The organism is Deinococcus roseus, from assembly GCF_014646895.1.
GTDB classification, from domain to species: domain Bacteria; phylum Deinococcota; class Deinococci; order Deinococcales; family Deinococcaceae; genus Deinococcus_C; species Deinococcus_C roseus.
The window spans coordinates 217268-240423 of the sequence record NZ_BMOD01000004.1 but is presented as its reverse complement, the minus strand read 5'-3'; the positions used below and the strand labels follow the sequence as shown (position 1 = coordinate 240423).

Genomic DNA, 23156 nt, shown 5'->3' with positions numbered 1-23156 from the left:
TCTGCTATGAAAGCCCTGGCCAAACTGGAAGCAAAAGAAGGCATCTGGATGACCGAGGTGCAGAAGCCCGAGGTGGGTCCCAACGACCTCCTCATCCGCATCAGGAAATCCTCCATCTGTGGAACCGATGTGCACATCTACAAGTGGGACAGCTGGGCCCAGCAAACCATTCCAGTCCCCATGCATGTGGGCCATGAATACATGGGTGTGGTGGAGGAGATGGGTTCCGAGGTGCGCGGCTTTTCCATTGGAGACCGGGTTTCGGGTGAAGGACACATCACCTGCGGGCACTGCCGCAACTGCAGGGCAGGCAGACGTCACCTGTGCAGAAACACGCTGGGGGTTGGGGTCAACCGCCCTGGTTCTTTTGCGGAATACCTGGTGATTCCAGCCTTCAATGCCTTTAAGCTGCCAGACAACATCCCGGATGAAATCGCTTCGATTCTGGATCCCTTTGGCAACGCCGTGCACACTGCGCTTTCCTTCGATCTGGTTGGGGAAGATGTGCTGGTGACCGGAGCAGGCCCCATCGGCATCATGGCGGCTGCAGTGGCAAAACACGTGGGAGCCAGAAATGTGGTGATCACCGATGTCAACGATTACCGCCTGAACCTGGCCCGCAAATTTGGCGTCACCAGGGCCGTCAATGTGGCAAAAGAGAACCTGCAGGACATCATGCATGACCTGGACATGCACGAGGGCTTCGATGTGGGGCTGGAGATGAGTGGCAGTGGTCCAGCTTTCAACCAGATGCTCACCCACATGAATCATGGGGGCAAGGTGGCTTTGCTGGGCATTCCTGCCAGTGGCGTCACCATCGACTGGAACAATGTGATCTTCAAGGGCCTGGTGATCAAGGGCATCTATGGGCGCGAGATGTTCGAAACGTGGTACAAGATGGTGGCCATCTTGCAGAGCGGTCTGGATTTGACCCCCATCCTGACCCACCGTTTTTCCATTGATGATTATGAAAAAGGTTTTCAGACCATGATTTCCGGTCAGTCCGGGAAAGTCATTCTGGACTGGAATTGAAAATCACGTGTTTTTCCGGGCCCGACTTGTTCGGGCCTTTCTGATTTTGCCCAGATGAGTTGAAAATTTGAATCTGTAATGGTTTGTTCAAGCAATCAATTGTGAAAGCGCTTGCATGGGTGATATCGCAATGCTATAGTGTCATTGTTAACCTAAAAAACAAAGTTCGACCCCGGAGGTTGTGATGTTTCTCAAGTCCCGCGCCACCCAGCTTCTCACTGCCCTTTTATTGACCAGTGCAGCATCCGCTCAAGCCCAGGATGCTGTTCCTTACATGGACCCCAAACTGCCCGTGGAAGAACGGGTCAAAGACCTGCTCTCCAGAATGTCCCTGGAAGACAAGGTGGGCCAGATGACCCAGGCCGAACGGGGCAACATCAAAAACCTCGATGACATTGGGTTTTATGGTTTTGGTTCCATCCTCAGCGGTGGTGGGTCTGTTCCCGGAGACAACTCTCCTGAAGGCTGGGCCAACATGATCGACGCCTTCCAGAGAAAAGCCCTGGAAGCTCCGCTCAAAATCCCTATGCTGTACGGAATTGATGCTGTACACGGACACAACAACGTTTATGGGGCAACCATCTTCCCCCACAACATCGGACTGGGGGCCACCCGCGATCCAGAACTGGTCAAGAAGATCGGCGCAGCCACCGCAGCAGAAGTGTATGCCACCGGGATTCGCTGGACCTTCTCGCCCTGTGTGTGCATTGCCAGAGATGAACGCTGGGGCCGCACCTATGAATCCTTCGGGGAAGACCCAGAAATTGCCACCATGATGACCTCCGTCATTGAGGGCTATCAGGGAGACCTGGGCAAACCTGGAACCATTCTTGCCACCGCCAAGCACTATGTGGGCGATGGGGGCACAGCCCTGGACTCCAGCAACACCGGAAACTACAGTCTGGACCAGGGAGACACCCGCATCTCTGAAGAAGAACTGCGCAAGATTCACCTGCCCCCTTACAAGGCTGCCATTGAAAAAGGTGTGGGCAGCATCATGGCGTCTTTCTCCAGCTTCAACGGGGTGAAACTGCACGGCCACAAATACCTGCTGACCGATGTGCTGAAAAATGAACTGGGCTTCAAGGGCTTTGTGATTTCCGACTGGGCGGGCATCGACCAGATTTCCCCTGATCCTGCCAAAAACGTGCGAGAGGCCATCAACGCAGGCGTGGACATGGTGATGGAGCCCAACAACTACGTCCGTTTCACCGACACCCTCACAGCTGAAATCAAGGCAGGCAACATCCCCATGAGCCGCATTGATGACGCCGTGAGCCGCATCCTCACCCAGAAATTCAAACTGGGCCTCTTTGAGAACCCCTTCACAGACCGCTCTTACTTCAACCAGTTTGGCTCCCAGGAGCACCGCGATCTGGCCCGTCAGGCCGTGCGGGAATCCCTGGTGCTGCTGAAAAACGAGCAGGTGCTGCCCCTCAAGAAAGACACCGCCAGAATTCTGGTGGCAGGCAGCAACGCAGATGACATCGGCAACCAGTCGGGTGGCTGGACCATGACCTGGCAAGGCAGAAGCGGCGACATCATTCCCGGAACCACCATTTTGCAGGGCATCAAGAGCACCGTCAGTGCCAGCAGCAAGGTGGATTACGTGAAATGGCCTGAAGCCGACGAGGCCAAAGGCTACGATCTGGGCATCGTGGTGGTCGGTGAACGCCCCTACGCCGAAGGTCAGGGTGACAAGATGGACCTCAGCCTGGGAGACGGAGACCGCCGGGCCATCCAGAACGTCTGCGCTGCCATGAAGTGTGTGGTGGTGGTGGTGTCCGGTCGTCCCCAGATCCTCACCGATGACCTGCCCAAAATGAACGCTCTGGTTGCCGCATGGCTGCCCGGTTCTGAAGGCCAGGGCGTTGCAGATGTGCTGTTTGGAGATTTCAACTTCACCGGAAAACTGCCCATCAGCTGGCCCAGAAACATGGATCAATTGCCCATCAATGTGGGAGACAAGACCTACGATCCCCTGTTTGCTTATGGGTTTGGTTTGAAGTACTGAAAGACACACCAAAGAAAAGACCCCGAGAAATTCTCGGGGTCTTTTGTGTTCCGGTTCAGTTGTCTGCCACAAAAACCGGAACCACGGCCATCTCGTGCACGAGAGGGCGTTTGCGCGTGCCGAACTTCTGGGCACGCTGCAGGGCGGCTTCCCGCAGGGTGCGTTCCCAGCCCAGACGCATGTGGACCGGAAATGAACCCAGAAAGCTGCAAAGGAGGTCTTCCCAGATGGCTTGCTCCTGCCATTTCTGGTATCTGTTCCAGGCGGTGCGCGAGGTGATGCCAAAATCCTCGGGCATGTCTTGCCAGGGGAGAGCGGTGCTGAGGACATGCAAAATCGCCTCGAACACATGGCGGTCTCGCACGTTCAGCTTGGGGACGCCCAGGAGCATGGTGTCCCATTGTTCATCGGTGAGCCGATAGATACTGACTTCTTGCATGCGGTTCTCTCGCTTCTGACTTCTTCAGTCCTGGAAAGAAAGGCGGTCTGACGCGTACCTGTGGGGGAGGGGTGCGTTTTGAGAGAAAACTTTGACCTTGGACTGTTGCATGAGAGTAAAGCTCTGCAGGGGGCCTTGTCAATGAAAACCAGCAGGGGTTTTCCTGAGGATGTGTGTTATGGGCTGCAACGCTCGTTTTGTGGATACAATCCGGGCCCATCCCATTATTGTGCCACCTCAGGTGTCTGTGAAAATGTGATTAGACATCTTGCTGGGGACGCATTAAGGGTGCAAAAATATAAAATTGACTCCCATTAATATGCATTGATTTCACTTATTTGCTTGAAATTTGCCCATAATTGTGTCATATATATGAATATTCATGCGACCAGGCTGGTTGCCCCTGCCAGCGGTGCTGAAGGGAGTGACATGCCAGCAGTGTCTTTCACGCAACAGGCGTTCAATGAGGTGTATTCCACTCCCGATCAGGTGCGGGGACATTACCATGTCCTGATGGACCAGCTGTCCAAACTGGGAGAGCAGGAGTTTGAACGTCGGGCCAGCCTCAGTGACCTGAGCTTTCGCAACCAGGGCATCACATTCACGGTGTACGGAGATGCCCAGGGAACAGAACGGACCATCCCGTTTGACATGCTCCCCAGGATCATTCCGGCCCAGGAATGGCAAACCCTGGAACGGGGTCTGAAGCAACGGGTCAAGGCCATCAATTTGTTCCTGCAGGACCTGTATGGCTCCCAGCGCATCTTGAAAGACAGAAAAGTCCCATACGATCTGATCCATTCCAGCCCCAACTTCAGGCGCGAGATGTTCGGGATTCAGGTGCCTTATGGGGTTTACACCCATGTGGTCGGGTCGGACCTGATCCGGGATGAGCAGGGGAATTACCGCATTCTGGAAGACAACCTGCGCTGCCCCAGTGGGGTCAGTTATGTGCTGGCCAACCGCACCGCCATGACCCGCATTTTTCCCAGACTGTTCAGGCAGTACAGGGTGCGTCCGGTGCAGCATTACACCACCGCATTGCTGGAACTTTTGCACAGCCTCTCGCCCAGGCAAATGGAAGAACCCACCATTGTGGTGCTCTCTCCGGGCATCTACAACAGTGCCTATTTTGAACACGCTTTCCTGGCCCAGCAGATGGGTGTGGAACTGGTGGAAGGCCGTGACCTCTTTGTCTCAGAAGGCAAGGTGTTCATGCGCACCACTTATGGACGGGCGCAAGTGGATGTGATTTACCGCCGCATCGACGATGACTTTCTGGACCCAGCAGCTTTCAGGCCAGACAGTGCCCTGGGTGTTCCTGGTCTGATGCAGGCGGTGAGGGCAGGAAACGTGGCCCTTGCCAATGCACCCGGGGCTGGCATCGCAGACGACAAGGCTGTATACCCTTACGTGCCAGAGATGATCCGGTACTACCTCTCCGAAGAGCCCATCCTGGACAACGTAGAGACCTTCTCTGGAACCAAAAGTCAGGACCTGGTGTACATGCTGGAAAACGCCCAGGACCTGGTGTTCAAACCTGTGGGTGAATCGGGCGGATATGGCATGCTGATTGGCCCTCAGGCTTCCAGACAGGAGATTCAGGATTACCTTCAGAAAGTCAAAGCCAATCCCAGAAACTTCATTGCCCAGCCCACCATCTCCCTGAGCGTGCATCCCAGTTACTACAAGGACACGGGCAACTTTGAACCCTGTCACATCGACCTCAGGCCCTTCATTCTGATGGGGCAGGACACCACCATCATTCCCGGAGGCCTCACACGTGTGGCCCTCAAACGCGGATCACTGGTGGTCAACAGCTCACAGGGCGGCGGGTCAAAAGACACCTGGGTGCTGGAAGACGATGATTTCCCACAGCAGCAAAACCTGCTGGAATCCCCGGTCAGTTTCCCCGACCTTGAAGACCACCAACCTGACCTGGCCCTGGAAGCGATCCGGGCCGCCCAGGAAGCGCAACAACAGTGAGGCCCCATGCTGAGTAGACTTGCAGAAAACCTGTTCTGGATGGGCAGGTACGTGGAAAGGGCCGAAAACATTGCCCGCCTTCTTGATGTGAATTACCACGCCACCCTGGAAGCCCCCAAATGGTTCCCGGTGCGCTGGGAGCCGCTTTTAAGAATCACCACCTCCCAGGAGAGCTTTCAGGAACACTTCCCGGAAGTGACCCCCTACAACGTTCCGGTGTGGCTTGCCATTCACCCCAGCAACAACTCCAGCATCCGGGGCTGCATCACCGCAGCACGGGAAAACGCCCGCAGCCTGAGGGACCGCATCCCCAGCGAAATGTGGGAGGTCATCAACCGGGAGTACTTCAAACTGGGGTTTGCCAACCAGGAACTCATCAACGAAGACGGGCTGCACAGTTACTGCATCACGGCCAGAGATGCCAGCCATCTGTTCTTTGGGATTGCAGAAGCCACCCTGCCCAGAGATGAAGGCTGGCTGTTCCTGCAGGCCGGGCGCATGCTGGAACGCGCAGACAGCGTCTTGAGGATGCTGGCGGAATACTACCAGGACATTCCCACCGCTGCCCAGAACCAGGTGGAAATCCAGAACCACCACTGGATGGCTGTTCTGAAAAGCGTCTCTGCTTACGAGGGCTACCGCAAACAATACCAGTCCAGACTGGAACCTGCCCGCATTGCGGCCTTTCTGATGCAGAGCCAGACTTTTCCAAGAAGCGTGATTTACAATCTGCAGACCCTGAAGAACATCCTGGAAGAACTCGCAGACCTGACCCAGCACAGCTCCCGCGAGATCTCCCGCAAACTGGGCTGGCTGATCGCACAGCTGGATTACGGGGTTCCCATGGACAGCCTGTTGTCTGGCAACACCCAGATGCTCCGGGACATGGCAGATGCCCTCTGGAAGATCAGCGACGACATGGGCCGCCTGTACTTCCTGGCGAGGTACGCATGACCTGGCTTGATTTGCCGGGAACCAGCACCGAAGATACAAGGGTGACCCGGTACACCTTCGAGCACCTCACCCAGTACACCTATGAAGAAGACGCCTGGGACAGTTATGGCACCCTGCATTTGCAGCCTTCCAGCAACACCCAGAAACTGCTGGACTATGACCTTTTGCTCAAACCTTCCGGTCACCTGAGGTTCCACACCGATTACTTCGGCAATGTGGCCCACGAATTCCACATCGAGCAGCAGCACAGAGAACTGGTCATTCTCTCCAGAGGCATCATCGAGGTCTTTGCCCAGGATTTGCCAGAACAGCTGTGTGCATGCCACAACTATTCAGGTTTGCTTCCTGACCACCTGACGGAATTTCTGCTTCCCTCACAGCATGTGCCAGCAGGGGAGTGGACCACCAGAATGGATTTCTCTGGACCTCAGCCAGAACAGGACATTCTGCAATTCCTGGATGCCCTCAACCAGCAGATTTTTGCATCCATCCAGTACACCCCAGGGGTGACAGATGTGTTCACCTCCCTCAAAGAATTCACCGAACACAAAAAAGGCGTGTGTCAGGATTACGCCCACCTGATGATTGCCCTGCTGCGGGAACATGGGATTGCAGCAAGGTACGTTTCTGGCTACCTCTACTCTGAGCGGCACGCCAACTGGAACGGTGCACAGGCCTCCCATGCCTGGACCGAAGTCTACCTGCCCGAAATTGGCTGGGCAGGCTGGGACCCCACCAACGGCGTCCGGGTGCAGGACGAACACATCGTGGCTGCTGTGGGCCGGGATTACGCCGATGTGGCCCCTCTGAACGGCGTGCATGCAGGTGGGGGGAAATCTGACCTGAAGGTGGAAGTGACCATCAGGAAATTCTGATTCTGTCAAACATAAATTTGGTTTTCTGGATGCCCTCAGTTTTGTAATCTGGCTGAGGGTTTTGTGCTACTTTACAGACATGATGTTGAAAAGAATGGAACGAAGCCTGATACGTCTTGACATCGATGCGGTTGTTGCACATGATCTGATCTGGACATTTATAGATTGCTTGATGTTCTATATTCCTGATGGTTTAGAAGAAGTGGTTTTAAAATGTGATCCCGTAGAAGCCTTTGATCTGGTTGAGGATCTTAGAATGAATATCAATGCATTTGGCTTTACGGTGCTTAATAAAAAGGAGGGTTTGATCGTTATTGCGCTTCTCAAGTATGTCCTTGAAAACAACATTTACTCCCACTCTGTGTCTGACGCCCTGATGGAAAATTTAAAAACACAATTGAGTGATCTGATCTTGGAATAGGCCATGTATCGGGACGCAGCGTGCTGTTCCCTCGCCAACAAATTATCAGCGATTGTAGGGGCGAGGCACGCCTCGCCCCTACGAAACACATCACCGAAAAACCCAGACCCACCAAACAAAAACCCCCACCCAAAAGGCAGGGGCTTCTGAACTCAAAGCTTTACTGGTTGTCCAGAGGGATGCTGGCGGTCAGAACCACCGTGTCTCCGCGCTGTTCCACTTCGATGTTGGGCTGGACCTTGCTGGTGTTTTTGGGGAAGTAACGCTCCACCACTTCCAGCAGCTCTTTTCTGAGGGCCTCAACCCGTCCGGGGGGAATCTGGGCGCGGTCGTAGGCCAGCACCAGCTCCAGGCGGTTTTTAAGGGTTTCTTTGGTGCGGTTTTTTCTGCCCCAGAACATCACCGACCACCTCCGAAAATGCGGCGCAGGGTGGCAATCAGTCCCTTGTCCTCTTCCAGGTTCATGAAGGGGATGTCCTCACCGATGATGCGTCGGGCGGTGTTCATGAAGGCCTGACCGGCTTTGGAGTCTCCCAGCACGGCGGGTTCACCGACGTTGGTGGACACCAGGATGTTTTCGTCTTCTGGAATGATGCCGATGGGTTTGGTTCCCAGGATTTCCAGCACGTCTTCCACGGAGAGCATGTTGCCCTTGGCGACCATCTTGGGACGCAGGCGGTTGATCACCAGTTTGATTTCTGGCACCTGCTGCGCTTCCAGCAGTCCGATGATGCGGTCGGCGTCACGCACGCTGGACACCTCAGGGTTGACCACCACAAGGGCAGCCTCTGCGGGTGCAGCAGCGGTTTTGAAGCCCATTTCGATGCCTGCAGGGGAGTCGATCAGGATGCGGTCGAAGCCTTCTTCTTCCAGCATCATCTTGATCAGTTCATGCATTTTGTCGGGGCTGAGGGAGTCCTTGTCGCGGGTCTGCGCGGCAGGCAGCAGAAACAGGTTCTCCACGCGCTTGTCGCGGATCAGGGCCTGTCTGACTTTGCATGCCCCTTCGAGGACATCCACCAGGTCAAAAACCACGCGGGATTCCAGGCCCATCACCACGTCCAGGTTTCTGAGGCCCACGTCCACGTCAATGATGGCGACCTTCTGCCCGAGCTTGGCGAGTCCTGTGCCGATGTTGGCAGTGGTGGTGGTCTTGCCCACGCCACCTTTACCAGAGGTCACCACAATCACTTTTCCGTTCAAGACTTTCTACCTCCAATGGTTCTCCAAGTATTCTATAAAAAATATGGAGGGGGTGCGTCCCCCTCATTTGTGTATGGTTAAGGTTTTACCTGTTCAGGAGATGGAAGGGTAAGCTTCCTTGGACAGCCCATTGCGTTTGATGGCTTCACGGACAGTGTCTCCGGTGATCATTTCGGTTTCCAGCAGCAAGCGGGACACCTCATGCATGGCTCCGGCGTATTCCCTCAAGACGCTCTTGGCACGCTCGTAAGCATTGTCCAGGATGCGTTTGACATCTTCATCCACCAATCTGGCGGTGTGGTCAGAGAAGTCTTTGCGGTGGGCAATGTCTTCTCCGAGGAACACTGGACCAGAGTCTGACCCGAAGGCCATGTTGCGGAAGTTCTCGCCCATGCCCCATTCCAGCACCATGCGTTTGGCGACGGTCATGGCCTGTTTGAAGTCATTGGAAGCACCAGTGGAAATCTGACCGATGAAGATTTCTTCTGCAGCGCGGCCTCCGAGGGTGTACACCAGCTGGTTTTCCAGTTTTTCCTGGCTGACCATGGCGCGCTCTTCAGGCAGGTAGAAGGCTGCACCAAGGGCACGGCCTCTGGGGATGATGGAGACTTTCTGCAGGCGGTCCGTTCCGGGAAGCACAGCAGCAGCCACAGCGTGCCCGGCTTCGTGGTAAGCAATGGCTTTGCGCTCTTCTTCGGTGATGGTGAGGCTGGAGTTTTCCAGACCCAGGGTGATCTTGTCCAGCGCGCGGTAGAAGTCGTGCATCTCTATGCGGGTCTTGTTGACGCGACCTGCTTCCAGGGCAGCCTCGTTCACCAGGTTTTTGAGGTCTGCACCACTGAAGTAAGAGGTGGCACGGGACAGCTCATCCAGGCTGACATCTTCAGCAATGGGTTTGTTGCGCATGTGCACTTTCAGGATGGCTTCACGCTCTTTGAGGTTGGGCAGATCGATGGTGACCTGACGGTCAAAACGTCCGGGACGCAGCAGGGCAGGGTCCAGAATGTCAGGACGGTTGGTGGCACCCAGCACGATCACACTGGAGGTCTTGTCGAAGCCGTCCATCTCGGAGAGGATCTGGTTGAGGGTCTGTTCACGCTCATCGTGACCCCCACCAATGCCTGCACCACGTTTGCGGCCAATCGAGTCGATCTCGTCGATGAAGATGATGGCGGGAGCACCTTTGCGGGCTTCATCAAAGAGGGTGCGCACACGGCTGGCACCCACCCCGACGAACATCTCCATGAACTCGGAAGCACTGACGGTGAAGAAAGGAACATCGGCTTCACCTGCAACGGCACGGGCCAGCAGGGTTTTACCGGTTCCGGGAGGGCCCACCAGCAAGACGCCCTTGGGGATCTCTGCGCCAATCTGGTGATACTTGGTGGGGTTTTTCAGGAAATCCACCACCTCCACCAGTTCGCGTTTGGCTTCTTCATGGCCAGCCACATCAGAGAACTTGGTGGGAACCTTGTTTTCCTTGCCATACCGTTTGGCACGGGACTGTCCGAACTGGAAGACCTGGCTCTGTCCGCCCTGTGCCCGCATGAACACAAAGTAGAAGAGGGCCACCAGCAAGAGCACGGGCCCGAAGGAGAGCAGCAAACCCCACCACTGGTTGGGCAACTGCCTGTGGACTTGAACACCGGCTTCTTTCAGGTCGGGAATGAGGGTGGAATCGGGAATGCTGGCATCGGAAACCAGATTGACCCTGAAGACACTGATGGACTTGTCCTGTCCATTCACAGTGGCAACATCTTCAGGTGCAATCAACTTGACATAGGCCGTTGAGGCACTGCCATCGATTTCAACAGATTCAACTTTTTGGTCTTTGACGAGTTGCGTGAATGTGGTGTAACTGACTTCCGAAGTTCTCGAGACTCCGTTTGATCCGGTGATGACCGCGAGTGCGATCAGGACGATCAAAACCAGAAACCAGGGCTGTATGCGTATCAAGACTGAACCTCCAACAACTTGAGTGTACCAGACTCAAGTGAGAGATGATTATTAGAAAACACCCAAAGGTGGGGAGGAAACAGCAGGTGGACACCAGCCTTCAGCGGTCAGCGGTACAATTGCAGATCTGGTGCGGGTTGTTCAAAGGTCAGGATCAGCGTTTTGGCAGTAAAAAATGAGCATTTGATGTGAAAATAGGACCTGCAATAGCAAGACCACCCTGGAACCTTCCTTTGATCCCCTGTGCAAGAACACGCACAATAAAATCATGCTATTGGCTGTTGACTGAAGGCTGACTGCTGAACGCTGATATAAGATAAACTATCCCAACTGAGGGAGTGTGAAATAGGTTGGAAGGGTTGCAAGACACCATCAATTACATCCACCAGGTGATGCAGGAAGACCGTTTTGACCTGGCCTTCCAGACCCTGGATCAGATTTACCCGAAAAAAAGCGAGCAGGAACGGGCACAACTGGCCCTGCTGGCTGCTGAATTGTACGCTTTGCACGGCCCTGAGTTGATCGACGAAGGACTGGGTGCCCTGATGTCTGCTGCAGAACTCGATGAAACCCTGGCAGAGACGCCCCGTTTTCAGGTGTTGAGGGGTTTCTTTCTGAGTTATGGCGAAGACACAGAAGATGCCAGCGAAGACGCTCTGGCCGGAACCCAGGGAGATGACACCAGCCGTTTTTTTGCGGCATGCACCCTGATGAACCTCGGAGAAGACCAGCAGGCCCGTGACATCTTGCATGTTCTGGCAGAGGACAGGTTACCAGAACACCTGAAATGGCGTTTTCATGCCTGGTATGGCAAATTGCTGGATCAGGCCGGAGAATTTCAACCTGCGGGAGAGGAATACCGCTCGGCACTCAGGCTGGTCAAAGTCCCCTGGCACCAGTTTGTGCTCAGCCTGGATCTGTCCAATGTGCTGCTTTCCCAGAATGAGCTTTCAGATGCCCAGAAATTGCTGGAATTCATCGAGTCCTATCTGGACCTGGTGACACCAGAGCAGAAGTTGCAATATGCCTACACCCTGGCCCAGGTGCACCTGAACCAGAGCCATTATCCGGATGCCCTGAAATGGATTGAAGAGGCAGACCGTCTGGAAAAAGAACTGGGAGACCCCAGTTATGGGGTGGCCCTGGTGTTTGGACAGGCCCTGATGGGGCTTGGCCGTCCAGCAGAGGCTCTGGTGCACTTCAAAGATGCCCTCAATTTGACCGAGACAGAAGCCAGTTACTGCCTGCATGAAATTGGCATTGCCCATCTGGACAGCGATCAGCCCCTGGAAGCCCTGGAAAACTTGCAACAGGTGCTGCGTGACCCGGATTATGCCTACCTTCCAGAAGCCCAGGCAGATCTGGCCGATGCCGAATACCGCATGGGTCGTCTGACCGAAGCAGAAACCCTGGCCCAGGATGCCCTTGAACAGGGTGCTGTGGTGCCGGCCAGTCTGGTGCTGGGCAACATTGCCATGGATTACTACCACCTGGACGAGGCCCTGAACCATTATCAGCGTGTGGCAGACACGGCAGCAGAAGGGGGAAGGGAATGGCTGGTGTCCCAGCAGATGATGGCAGACATTCTGGTGCAGCAGGGTTTCGCACAGCCTGACCACATTCTGGTGCATGCAGAGCAGGCCCTGAAATTCACTGATCCCAGCGATGACTGGTATTTGACGCTGCAGGGGTATGTGTCCCGTGCCAAAGATGTGCTGCAGCAGGCAGACCAGCGCACCCTCAATTGAGAGACAAAATTCTGCTCAAAAGTGCCTTACAGAAGGCACTTTTTTGTTGGACTGACCCAAAATGGAACAACGGGATTTTTGCAGAGGTGCAGCAGAAGCCTTTGAGAATCATTGTGATAGTTGATTACTTTTAATCATGCACCTTCGGAATGCTCTCTGTTCTGACAGCGTATTCGCTGGGAGGCAAGGTGGCAAATTGACAATTAAAAGAAAAGTAAGTATTGCAAAATATTATTCTTGTCATTGTCCTGTGCAGGTGCATCGGAAGGCAGGTTTACAGAAAAATGCGTCCAGTAAGAGAAATATTCTTTTGGTCGTTTTAAAAAACCTCGGTTTCCATGCGCCCTTGCGAGAAACCGAATTTGAAAATATGAAGTTGTGATCATTTTGAATATATGTATAGACAAATCGCTGTATACAATCCTGGAATTGCTTCCAGTTTAAGCACCAATGGGCTATCATCTATTCAACACAAACAAATCAACCACCAAGCCTGAAAGGAGCACTCCTCCGTGAAGAAACGTCATGGTGTATTGGCCCTGCTGACCCTGTCTCTTGCCGCCTGCAGCCAGCAGACCCCCCAGGTTTCTCTGTCCAACCAGACCAGCATCAAACCCCAGACCATCAGTGGAAGCGCCATTGATGACTGGCGCAAACAGGTGATCTACCTGCTCTTCACAGACCGGTTCTCCAATGGCAACACTGCCAATGACAATGCTGGATCGGCCAACTGTTTTGACCCTGCCAATGCCCGCAAATTTCACGGGGGCGACCTCCAGGGTTTGCAAAACAAGCTGGCTTACATCAAGGATCTGGGTGCCACGGCCATCTGGACCACTCCCGTTTATGAACAGGTGGGTCAACAGAGTGACGGTTCTTGTGGCTATCACGGCTACTGGCCCAAATACAGCTACCCGGGCAACATCAACATCGAACCCAAACTGGGCAGTGGTACAGACCTCACCAACCTGATCACCACCATGCACAACAGCACCTACAACATGAAATACATCATGGACATGGTGGTCAACCACGGAGGGGTGGGGGCACCCATCACCACCCAGCAACCCAGCTGGATTCACCCCCCCAAGCCCCAGTGCACTTATCTGGGCGATCCAGACATTTACTGTGACCTGTACGCCCTGCCTGACTTTGCTCAGGAAAACAGTGCAGTGGCCAGTTACCTGACCAACCTTTCCAAGCAGTGGGTCACCACCTACAATGTGGACTCCATTCGCATGGACACCGCCCGACACGTTCCCAACAGCTACTGGTCTGGCAGCTGGGTTCCGGGCATCAATGCAGCCAAAGCCAATGTGTTCACTTTTGCAGAAGCCTTCTACGACACCAACCCCAGCGACCTGACCCCCTTCATGAATGCTGGCTTTGATTCGGTGATCAACTTCCCGCTCAGAAAAGCCTTTGTGGATTCCATTGCCAAGGGAGGAAGCCTGGACATTCTGGCCAGCAAGATCAGCAGCTATTACACCACCTGGGGTGCAGACCGCTCCCTGCTGACCATCAATTTGCTGGACAACCACGATGTGCAGCGTTTCCTCAACGAACCTGGCGCAGGTGTGGCTGAAACCGATATTCGCAAGCGTTACCAGCTGGCTCTGGGCTCCCTGTTCACGGTTCCTGGTATTCCGCAAATCTACTACGGAGATGAAATCGGGATGTACGGCGGAACGGACCCGGACAACCGCAAAGACATGCCTTCCTGGGCCTGGACCGACACCGGCAGAAACACCACGGCCAGCGGATTCCTGGCAGGTGGCGCAACCCCCAAAGCCACCTACGATTACCTGAAGAAACTCACCGGCATTCGCACCAGCAACGAAGCCCTCTGGAAAGGCAGTTACACTGAACTCTGGCGTCCCAATGGCGGACAGAACGTGTTTGCCTATTACCGGGGCAGTGGCAGCAACCGCATTGTGGTGGTGATCAACACCTCCACCTCCACCTCCAGCATCAATGTGCCCATTCAGAGCAGCGGAATCAGTGCCACCGACAAAGCAGCCCTGACCAATGGAACGGTCTTCACCGATCAACTGGCTGCAGGCGCTCCATCCACTGCCACCGTGACCAGTGGAAGCCTCCCCGTCAGCATTCCAGCCCAGAGCATGGCCATCTATAAGGCAGGCGGCACCCCGCCACCTCCCACGGGTACTGCTGTGACGTTCCAGGTTTCTGCCAGCACCTGGGTGGGCCAGAGCCTCTATCTGGTGGGCAACACCACCGAACTGGGTGCATGGAACACCGCAAATGCCCTGCCCATGACGGCCAGCAACTGCTCGGGTTCGGTGTGCACCTGGAAGACCACGGCCACCCTGCCTGCCGGAGCCGTCCAGTTCAAATTCATCAAGAAACCCGGAGACAACAATGCAGCGGTCACCTGGGAAGGTGGAAGCAACCGCAGCTACACCGTGCCTTCCACGGGTCCTGTCACCTACAGTGGCGGCAACTGGCAACCCTGATCCTCACACCTCACCTTTCCTCTTCAATGTCTCTCTCCATCTCTTCTCTGCCTCTTCAGACCCTCCGTCACCTTTCTGATTGCTGCCCTTCAACCTGATCTGCGCTCCGCAACTTCCCACAAGCAAAGAACCCCGAATGTTCGGGGTTCTTTGCTTGCTTCAGGAGATCAATTCTGGTTTTTGCGCACGTACCACTCCAGCGTGCCAGCAGCGGCAACCACACCATCTTCTCCTGTGACTTCCACCTGCACATTGACGCGGGTTCTGCCTGCAACTTCCAGCTCTGAAAGCAGGTTTTCCAGGGCATCTTCTGCAATTTGTGCCCGGGCAGTGCCTTTGCCTTTCAGGGCTGCAAGATACTGAAAGTCCACTCTGGTGATCAGGGGGGTGTAAGCCAGAAGGCCTCCAGGGAGGGAACTGGCGATGGCTGCACCACAGGCGGATTCCGCCAATCCAAATTGCACTGCAGCATGCAGGGTGCCAATGTGGTTGAGCAGTTCTCTGCGGGGTTCCAGGGTGCAGGTGGCTGCACCTTTTTGCAGCCCGGTGACCTGCACATTCATCCAGCCATTGAAGGGAACCGTTGCCAGCATCTGGTTGAGCATTTCGGTTTGCATAGGTGCCCCCATCATAGCAGATTTTTATACTGAGTTTAAAATGGGTGACAGATCACTTGCCTGTTCCCATCTGGTAGGCTGAAGGCTACACCATGACCCATGACTTCATCGTGATCGGCGCAGGCAGTGCAGGATGTGTGGTCACCCGCAGGTTGCTGGATGCGGGAGCCAGCGTGCTGCTGCTGGAAGCCGGAGGAAGGGATCACGATCCCCGCATCAAGATTCCCGCTGCGTTCAGTCAACTGTTCCGAACCACCTATGACTGGCAGCTGTACACCCAGCCCCAGAGGCACCTGCTGGGCAGGACCCTTTACTGGCCCAGAGGCAAAACCCTGGGCGGGTCCGGGGCCATCAATGCCATGATCGTGATGTGGGGACACCAGCAAGATTACGCTGCCTGGGGAGCAGATTGGTCCTGGGATCAGGTGCTGCCTTATTTTCAACGCATCGAAGGGCACTTCCTGAAAACCCCCCAGCATGGACAGGGCGGCCCCATGCGGGTCAGTGAGCGGGAATTCACCCATCCCATCACCAGAGCGTTTTTGCGGGCTGCAGTGCAACTGGGATACCCTGCCACCCAGGACTTCAACAACGGGAACCCCAATGGTTTTGGGGTCTACCATGTCAACCACCGCAGGGGAGAGCGTCATTCCCCCTACCATGCCTATCTGCAGGGCATTTCAGGGTACACCCTCAAAACCAGAGCACAGGTGCTGCGCATTTTGCTGCACAACAAAATCGCCAGAGGGGTGACTTACCTGCAGGGAGGTGAGGTGCGCAATGCTTTTGCCACCCGTGGAGTGATTCTGACTGCTGGGGCCATCCACTCTCCCCATCTGTTGATGCACTCAGGCATTGGAGATCCCCGCATTCTGAAGGCTGCAGGCATAGCTCTGGAACATGCTTTGCCCGGGGTGGGCCGCAACCTGCAAGACCACCCAGCCGTTCCTCTGATTTTCCAGGCCACCACTTCAGACACACTGGAAACTGCCCTGCAACCCCAGCATGTGCTCAACTATGCCCTCAGAAAACAGGGACCCCTGACCAGCAACATTGCAGAAGCAGGGGGGTTCATCAAAAGCCAGTCCAGCCTCACTGCACCTGATCTGCAATACCACATGGCTCCGGTGTACTACCGGGACCATGGCATCACCCCTCCACCCATGCCTGCTTTCAGCATCGGTCCCACCCTGCTCACTCCATCCAGCAGAGGCTCTTTGTGGGTGGAGAATTCAGATCCGTTGTCCCCACCCCTGATTGATCCCCATTACCTGCAGGAACCCGAAGACCTCTATGCCCTGATTCGGGGTCTGGAGGTGGCCCGCGAGATTGCCAGTCAGGCAGCCCTGAAACCCTTCAAGGGCAAAGAGCTCCTGCCTGCCCACAAGGACCTGCAATTTCATGTGCAGAACAGCCTGCAAACCCTCTATCACCCTGTGGGCACCTGCCAGATGGGAGACCACAATCAGGCAGTGGTCGATGACCGTTTGCAGGTGAGGGGTTTGAAAAACCTCTACATCACAGATGCTTCAGTGATGCCCACACTGCCCAGAGCCAACACCCAGTTTCCCACAATGATGGTGGCAGAGCGGGCCGCAGAATGGATTCTGCAGAACTGATTTTACAGACCCGTTCTGCGGGTTAAACCCAGGCCACCACCTGATTGCGACCCCTGGATTTGGCCTCGTACAGACCAATGTTGGCCCGTTTGAGCACCTGTTCCCAGGTGCTGTCTTCTGGAGCGACCACACTGATGCCCACGCAGCAAGTGACTTTCAGGGTGCCTTCGGGCAGGGTGTAACTGAGCTGTCCCAGACGACGCCTCAGGCGTTCTGCCAGCACAGCAGCATTGTCCAGGCGTGCGTGCACGGCAAGGACCACAAACTCTTCTCCGGAAAGCCGGGCGGTCATGTCCACCCCATGGCGGATTTCCTGATTGATGGCTGCAGCCACTTCTTTGATCACCATGTCTCCAGCATCGTGCCCAAAGCGGTCGTTGATGCGGCGGAACTCATCCACCCCAATGGTCAAAAGCCCGAAGCTTTCTCCATACCGTTTGAAGCGCAGGAATTCGCCCAGCAGCAACTGGGTGAAATGCTGGCGGTTGAGCAGGCCGGTCAGGGGGTCCAGAATGCTTTCTTGCAAAAGCTTTTCGTTCAATGAACTGAGCTCCTGGCTCAGCCGCTCCTGTTCCCGTTCCAGCAGGATGCGGTGCACTTCAGACTCCATGATGCGTGCAACAGGGGCCAGCAGTTGCTGGTCCCAGGCAAGGTCTGCCTGTCTGGAATAAAGCGCAAAATGTCCAATCAATTGACCTGTGGCATCCAGCAGGGGCCAGCCCAGGTAACTCTGGTAAGGGGCTGCAAGTGGAAATTGTTCCTGCAGGCCTGCAGTGAAAGCCACCACCTCTCCGGCATACACTTCGTTGCAGGGCAAAGTGGAAACATCCAGCACGGCATCTGTGAGGTCTGCTTCCCCTTCAAAACCCGCAACCAGACGCACCTGAGCTCTGGAAATGTCTAGAGATTCAGCAACCAGCACACGTTCTGCGCCAAAAAGGGAGGACAGTTCATGGGCCAGCACGTGGAGGAAATCGCGGCTGGAGCGCTCACTGGAGGCCTTCAGCAGACTGTGGAGTACCTGTTCTGGCTGTGTGGTCATCTGTTCCATGATAACTGCTTTCGGGCCAGTTGGGTGGAATTTGCTGAAGCCAACATGAGGCAGGGTGCGGTTCTGCAACACCCAGGTGGGTCATGAAAAAACCCAGACTTGCGTCTGGGCACTGGGTTGAAAAAACCCAGACTTGCGTCTGGGGTTAAAGAGGGTTTGGGAACTCACTCCATTTCAAAATGCCACCTGAAGTTAAAACCCAGATGAAATGGTTTCCTGGATGCTGGGTTGTTTCCAGAAATCAGAACTGGATCAGGGCCTGTTGCCGCTTTGTGAACTCTTCAGAGGTGATCTTGCGCTGAGAAAACAATTCCAGCAAATGATCCAGTTCTCCCAGCAAATCCCGGACAGGGAGGAGGGCAGGTTCTTTGCTTTCAGGGGTGTCCAGGTTCAGTGCCTGTGCCACCTGACGCACATCTGCTGTGTCAAAGGGTCTTTCGGTGAACTTCTGGTAGGTCTGACAGCTGGGGCAGGTGCGGGAGATGCGAAGTTCCTGGGCGGCCACTGAATTTCCCAGCACAGAACGGCCCACACTGGCCTGCACCCGTTTCTGAATCAGGCGGGTGAGGTCCAGTTTAAGCAAACCACGCTGGGAAATTTCTGCTTTCAGGGCTTCATTGGCGGCTTCCCGGAAGAGTTTGGTTTCGAATTCCTGATCTGCAAGCCACTGGTGCTCACACACATTGCACGTTCTCTGTATTTTGTTTCCCACAGGATGACCTGCTTTCTTGTTCGATTGAGCTGAGCAAGATACGGAACCTGGCAGGTCAAAAGTTCAAAGCCTTCTGGATTTATTTTTTTGAACCCAGATCAGCCAGAGTGGTCACGCCCTGCCTGATCTGTTCCAGGCTGGCTCCGGCATAACTCAGACGGAGGTGTGGTCCTTCGCTTTCTGCAGGAAACCAGGCATGTCCTGCACTGACCTGCACTCCATGTTGCAGGGCCAATCTGGCAAAGACAGCATCGTCCTGGTCTTCTGGCAGTTTGACCCAGATGTAAAACCCTCCGGTGGGCACATGCTGGATTTTCCAGTTGGGCAGATGGACCTGCACCTGACCCACCAGCACATCCCGTCGTTCTTTCAGGGTGCCCTGAACGGTTTTCAGGTGTCTGGACCACTGGGCAGAAGTCACCAGTTCCAGGGCGGCTTCCTGCATCACCCCGGTCACAAAAAGGTCATCCACCACCAGGGCGGTTCTCAGGCGTTGCAGAACAGGGCCTGTGGCCGCAATGGCTGCGATGCGCAAACCTGCCGCCACAGGCTTGGTCAGGGAGTACACATGAACCACCTGTTCTGGAGCCATTTTCACCAGATTGGGAGGAGGAGGTCCGTCCAGGCCCAGATCCTGGGTGGCGCCATCTTCCACAATCAGCACCCCGTGTTTTTTGCAGAGGGCAAGGATGTCTTTTCTGCGCTGTTCAGGCCAGCACAGGCCTGTGGGATTCTGGTAGGTGGGCTGGCAGGTCAGGATCCGGGCTGAGGTGCTTTGCAGAAGCTGTTCCAGCAAATCAGGACGCATCCCAGCATGGTCCGCCGGAACCGGTATGGGTTTCATGCCACAAGACCGCAAAATGGCGAGGGTGCCCAGATGGCAGGGGGATTCTACCAGCACCGGAAGGCCTTCCGAGTGGGCCAGCACGCTGAAGACCGTGGAGAGGGCTGTTTGCGCTCCAGAGGTGATCAGGGTATTCTGGGCCTGCACACCAAGTTTCTGGGCGAACCAGTTGCGCAGGGGTTCCAGTCCTTCAGGAGAAATGCGGTCCCAGATCAGGGGTCGCCGGGAAGCCCTTTGCATGGCAGCCGCCAGCAGCGCACCGGGTTGCAAACTGGCATCCAGATATCCACTGCCCAGTGGAATCACCCCTGCAGGTGCCGGAGTGTACAGGCTCTGGAAATCTTGTTGCAGGGCAGGGCTGGCCCCCAGCAGCACCGATTGCCACCCGAAGTCTGCTGTGCTGGATGTGATTTGCGGTTTTTCTGCCACAAACACCCCCCGTCCGGCGCGACTGACCACCAGACCTTCCTGCATCAATCTGGAAACCACTTTCTGGATGGTGTTGGGGCTGGCCTGGTGTTGCTCCACCAGACTGCGCGAAGAGGGGAGGGGAGCTCCGGGTTTCATGCTGGATTGGATGTGCTGTTTCAGCTCCTGGTAGATGCGTTCGGAGGAGCGTCTGGAAGCTTCAGAAGTCATGTGCTATCATCATATATGAAGAATATAGATAGCGCTATCAATATGGAAACAGTAGCACTTCCCTCTCCTGCAGATTTGCAAGAACACTGGCCTTCCTTCCATGAGATCTTGCATGCCCGTCAGGTGATCTCCCGACATCTGTTTCGCACACCACTGATCAGCCATCCTGCCCTGAACCAGTGGCTGGGCACCCCATGCCTGATCAAACATGAAAACACCCATCTCACTGGTGCATTCAAGGTCAGGGGTGGGCTTTACCTGCTTTCCCAGATGGACCCTGCAGAACTGAAGCGGGGGGTGATCTCCTATTCCACCGGCAACCACGGACAGTCTGTGGCTTACGCAGCCCACTGCCATGGGGTCAAAGCCACCATTGTGATGCCCGCAGAAGCCAACCCTCTGAAAGTGCGGGCCATGCAAAACCTGGGAGCAGAAGTGGTCCTGTACGGTGCTCGCTTTGACGATGCCCGCGCCCATGCTGAACATCTTGCAAAACAGCACGGATACCACATGATTCAGGCAGCCAATGAACCCCGCATCATTGCAGGCGTGGGCACCATCGCTCTGGAAATGCTCGAAGAAGCCCCGGATCTGCAGGTCATTCTGGTGGCGGTTGGAGGAGGCAGCAGCGCAGCAGGCACCTGTCTGGCCGTGAAAACCCTCAAACCCACCTGTCAGGTGATTGCTGTGCAGGCCGCTGCTTCTCCTGCTGCTTATCTTTCCTGGAAACACCGGGAACTCCTGACCGCCAGCAACGAAACCTTTGCAGAAGGACTGGCCACCGGAGCAGGTTACGCCCTCACCCAGAGCATCATGCAGGCCTGCCTGACAGACTTTGTGCTGGTCTCAGACGACGAAATCCGCACAGCCATGCACCATTGTCTCACCGATGCTCATACCCTGGCAGAAGGGGCAGGTGCAGCTGCACTTGCAGGGGCACGCCAGCTGCGTGAGCAATTGCAGGGCAAGAAAATCGGCGTGATCCTCTCTGGAGGCAACACTTCGCTGGAGCACCTGAAAGCTGTGCTGCACTGAACTCCATCCATTGCAAAAGAGACCTGCATTGCAGGTCTCTCTGTTTTTTCTGTTTTCTCTGATGGGTCTGGTCAGTTTTCCACGTACATCTGGTAATTCACAGTGCGGATGTCCGACATGGCGGTCTCCACATCGTTCCAGGGCACATCGAAGGTCAGCAGGGTCTGGCTGGCCTCGGTGTCCTGATTCTGTTTTCGGGGAGAGGGCTGCAAAGATTGCTTGCGGGAAAAGAACAGCCGGAAGCGGTCATGGGTCATCAGGCAACGGGCATTTTCCTGAGGAGACAGCAAACTGACCTCTGAACACAGGATGGCCAGGTGGGCCGCTTCTGGACAGGAAGGGCGTTCTTGCAGGTCATCCAGATCCACCAGGCCAGCTCGCACCATCACTTCCAGAGACTGCAGGCGTTCTGGAAGGGGCTTGATGGTTTCAAAGCAGGACAGCACCTCTTCCAGAGGCATGATGGCCAGGAACTGGTCTTTGGCATCCAGGCTTTGTGGCGCGTTGACATAAAGACCCAGATAGGTGTGCAGACCCGGGGTTGGAGCCACCGAATACGCAGGGTCCATGGTGGGCGTGAACGGAGCAGGGTAAGCCACCGGACGGCCCTGGGCACGTCCCAGGGCTTCTTGTTCGGAGTGGGCGGCCACCAGCAGACGGCGGGTGGCGTTGCAGAAGAGTTTCACCTCGAACACATGCAATTCACTGCTCTGAGACGGATCAAGCTGCAGGATGTCATGTTCCAGATGCTGAATGGAAGCCCAGTTGATGTGAGGGGTGTCCCGCCAGCCTTTGGGGGTCAGGAAGGAAATCCAGAAATCCTCCCGACTGGCATGGAATTGCAGGCGATCCGGGTCAGGAAGTTTCTGAGAGGCCACCAGCACTTCAGGGTGGTTGCTGCACAGCAGGCTGCTTTCCAGAGGGGTGGTCAGCACACAGCCCTGCACGGTGAAATTGGCCCCCAGGGTGGTGGGAGGCAGAATGCGCACAACATCCCACACGGCCAGCAATTCATTGACGGGCAGGTAAACCATTTCTTCGGTTCGGGCAGAGGTGGGAACCGCATTGAACTTCAAGAAAGGCTGGGCCGGGCTGAGCTGTCTGACCTTGGGGGTTTGCACCTCTGTGAAGGTGTAGGTGGCTGTGGACATGGAGAGGGGCGTGCTGGGATTCTCATGCAGATGGGCCGCATTAAGGGTGGCACGTGCCTGATGAATGGCGTCTTGCACGTTGTGTCCAAGGATGATCAGGGTGATTTCGGTGGCCTGTTCCAGGGTGACGGTATAGGTGTTCATGGGGGTCCTCTGGGATTCCTTAGGGTCAGGGAGCAAACGCAACTGAAAACGCCGCACTTACAGCCAGCAAAAGCAGATCAAACCCGAAAAAAGCCCGGCCAGAACCGCACCTCTGGAAAATCACAGGTGTGGGTCCGCGGGTCAATCTGTAAACCACAATACCGAAAGAAATCCTTCAAAGTTCTTACTTTTCAGCTGCAGAAAAGCGTAAATCTGAAGGTGCATCAAATGCAAAAAAT

At 55.3% G+C, this 23156-nt stretch carries 19 protein-coding genes; 10 read left to right on the top strand and 9 right to left on the bottom strand.

Annotated elements, in window-relative coordinates:
* The first annotated feature begins 6 nt into the window (after positions 1-6).
* Positions 7-1032 (top strand): L-threonine 3-dehydrogenase, encoded by a 1026-nt coding sequence (gene tdh / locus IEY52_RS08250; RefSeq protein ID WP_189002282.1) that lies wholly within the window; start codon positions 7-9, stop codon positions 1030-1032.
* 184 nt (positions 1033-1216) lie between these two features.
* Positions 1217-3046, top strand: a complete 1830-nt coding sequence (locus IEY52_RS08245; RefSeq protein ID WP_189002196.1) for a glycoside hydrolase family 3 protein — start codon at positions 1217-1219, stop codon at positions 3044-3046.
* 55 nt (positions 3047-3101) lie between these two features.
* Here the strand turns inward: IEY52_RS08245 and IEY52_RS08240 are convergent, their stop codons facing one another.
* Entirely contained in the window at positions 3102-3485 is a 384-nt protein-coding gene (locus IEY52_RS08240) for a transposase (RefSeq protein ID WP_189002195.1), read from the bottom strand.
* Positions 3486-3914: 429 nt separating this feature from the next.
* Between IEY52_RS08240 and IEY52_RS08235 the strand changes: the two genes are divergently transcribed.
* From IEY52_RS08235 to IEY52_RS08220, 4 genes are all read left to right on the top strand, one after another.
* Positions 3915-5471 carry a circularly permuted type 2 ATP-grasp protein gene (locus tag IEY52_RS08235; RefSeq protein WP_189002194.1) on the top strand — a complete coding sequence of 519 codons (1557 nt, stop codon included), beginning with the start codon at positions 3915-3917 and terminating at the stop codon, positions 5469-5471.
* A 6-nt stretch (positions 5472-5477) separates the two neighbouring features.
* Positions 5478-6425 carry an alpha-E domain-containing protein gene (locus tag IEY52_RS08230; protein WP_189002193.1) on the top strand — a complete coding sequence of 316 codons (948 nt, stop codon included), beginning with the start codon at positions 5478-5480 and terminating at the stop codon, positions 6423-6425.
* Complete coding sequence (locus IEY52_RS08225) at positions 6422-7300, top strand: transglutaminase family protein (protein ID WP_189002192.1); 879 nt, start codon at positions 6422-6424, stop codon at positions 7298-7300. Before IEY52_RS08230 ends, IEY52_RS08225 begins: the two co-directional genes overlap by 4 nt.
* A gap of 94 nt (positions 7301-7394) precedes the next feature.
* On the top strand, positions 7395-7721 hold the full coding sequence (locus IEY52_RS08220) for a hypothetical protein (protein ID WP_189002191.1): 327 nt from the start codon (positions 7395-7397) through the stop codon (positions 7719-7721).
* A gap of 160 nt (positions 7722-7881) precedes the next feature.
* Here IEY52_RS08220 and minE read toward each other — a convergent pair whose 3' ends face one another.
* The 3 genes from minE to ftsH form a co-directional block, all read right to left on the bottom strand.
* Positions 7882-8121 carry a cell division topological specificity factor MinE gene (gene minE, locus IEY52_RS08215; protein ID WP_189002190.1) on the bottom strand — a complete coding sequence of 80 codons (240 nt, stop codon included), beginning with the start codon at positions 8119-8121 and terminating at the stop codon, positions 7882-7884.
* Complete coding sequence (minD, locus tag IEY52_RS08210; RefSeq protein ID WP_189002189.1) at positions 8121-8924, bottom strand: septum site-determining protein MinD; 804 nt, start codon at positions 8922-8924, stop codon at positions 8121-8123. The genes minE and minD overlap by 1 nt, the downstream gene beginning before the upstream one ends.
* Before the next feature lie 93 nt (positions 8925-9017).
* Positions 9018-10880: an ATP-dependent zinc metalloprotease FtsH gene (gene ftsH / locus IEY52_RS08205; RefSeq protein WP_189002188.1), complete on the bottom strand. Its 1863-nt coding sequence runs from the start codon at positions 10878-10880 to the stop codon at positions 9018-9020.
* A gap of 359 nt (positions 10881-11239) precedes the next feature.
* On the opposite strand from ftsH, the gene IEY52_RS08200 reads away from it, so the two are divergent.
* Both IEY52_RS08200 and IEY52_RS08195 read left to right on the top strand, forming a co-directional pair.
* The gene (locus IEY52_RS08200; protein ID WP_189002187.1) at positions 11240-12628 is read left to right on the top strand and encodes a tetratricopeptide repeat protein; all 1389 of its coding nucleotides are present in this window, start codon (positions 11240-11242) and stop codon (positions 12626-12628) included.
* 512 nt (positions 12629-13140) lie between these two features.
* Positions 13141-15105 (top strand): alpha-amylase family glycosyl hydrolase, encoded by a 1965-nt coding sequence (locus tag IEY52_RS08195; protein ID WP_189002186.1) that lies wholly within the window; start codon positions 13141-13143, stop codon positions 15103-15105.
* 167 nt (positions 15106-15272) lie between these two features.
* Here the strand turns inward: IEY52_RS08195 and IEY52_RS08190 are convergent, their stop codons facing one another.
* Positions 15273-15722 carry a PaaI family thioesterase gene (locus IEY52_RS08190; protein ID WP_189002185.1) on the bottom strand — a complete coding sequence of 150 codons (450 nt, stop codon included), beginning with the start codon at positions 15720-15722 and terminating at the stop codon, positions 15273-15275.
* Positions 15723-15814: 92 nt separating this feature from the next.
* Here IEY52_RS08190 and IEY52_RS08185 point away from each other — a divergent pair, with 92 nt between their 5' ends.
* Positions 15815-17341 (top strand): GMC family oxidoreductase, encoded by a 1527-nt coding sequence (locus IEY52_RS08185; RefSeq protein ID WP_189002184.1) that lies wholly within the window; start codon positions 15815-15817, stop codon positions 17339-17341.
* A 22-nt stretch (positions 17342-17363) separates the two neighbouring features.
* Here the strand turns inward: IEY52_RS08185 and IEY52_RS08180 are convergent, their stop codons facing one another.
* The 3 genes from IEY52_RS08180 to IEY52_RS08170 all read right to left on the bottom strand — a co-directional run bounded on the left by IEY52_RS08180 (position 17364) and on the right by IEY52_RS08170 (position 20587).
* Positions 17364-18383 carry a GGDEF domain-containing protein gene (locus tag IEY52_RS08180; protein ID WP_189002183.1) on the bottom strand — a complete coding sequence of 340 codons (1020 nt, stop codon included), beginning with the start codon at positions 18381-18383 and terminating at the stop codon, positions 17364-17366.
* Positions 18384-18633: 250 nt separating this feature from the next.
* Positions 18634-19074, bottom strand: a complete 441-nt coding sequence (locus IEY52_RS08175; protein ID WP_189002182.1) for a hypothetical protein — start codon at positions 19072-19074, stop codon at positions 18634-18636.
* Between the two features lie 109 nt (positions 19075-19183).
* Positions 19184-20587 (bottom strand): aminotransferase-like domain-containing protein, encoded by a 1404-nt coding sequence (locus IEY52_RS08170; RefSeq protein WP_189002181.1) that lies wholly within the window; start codon positions 20585-20587, stop codon positions 19184-19186.
* Positions 20588-20629: 42 nt separating this feature from the next.
* Here IEY52_RS08170 and IEY52_RS08165 point away from each other — a divergent pair, with 42 nt between their 5' ends.
* Positions 20630-21622: a threonine ammonia-lyase gene (locus IEY52_RS08165; protein WP_189002180.1), complete on the top strand. Its 993-nt coding sequence runs from the start codon at positions 20630-20632 to the stop codon at positions 21620-21622.
* Positions 21623-21693: 71 nt separating this feature from the next.
* On the opposite strand, the gene IEY52_RS08160 is transcribed toward IEY52_RS08165, so the two are convergent.
* Positions 21694-22917 (bottom strand): hypothetical protein, encoded by a 1224-nt coding sequence (locus tag IEY52_RS08160; RefSeq protein ID WP_189002179.1) that lies wholly within the window; start codon positions 22915-22917, stop codon positions 21694-21696.
* Positions 22918-23156 lie beyond the last annotated feature (239 nt).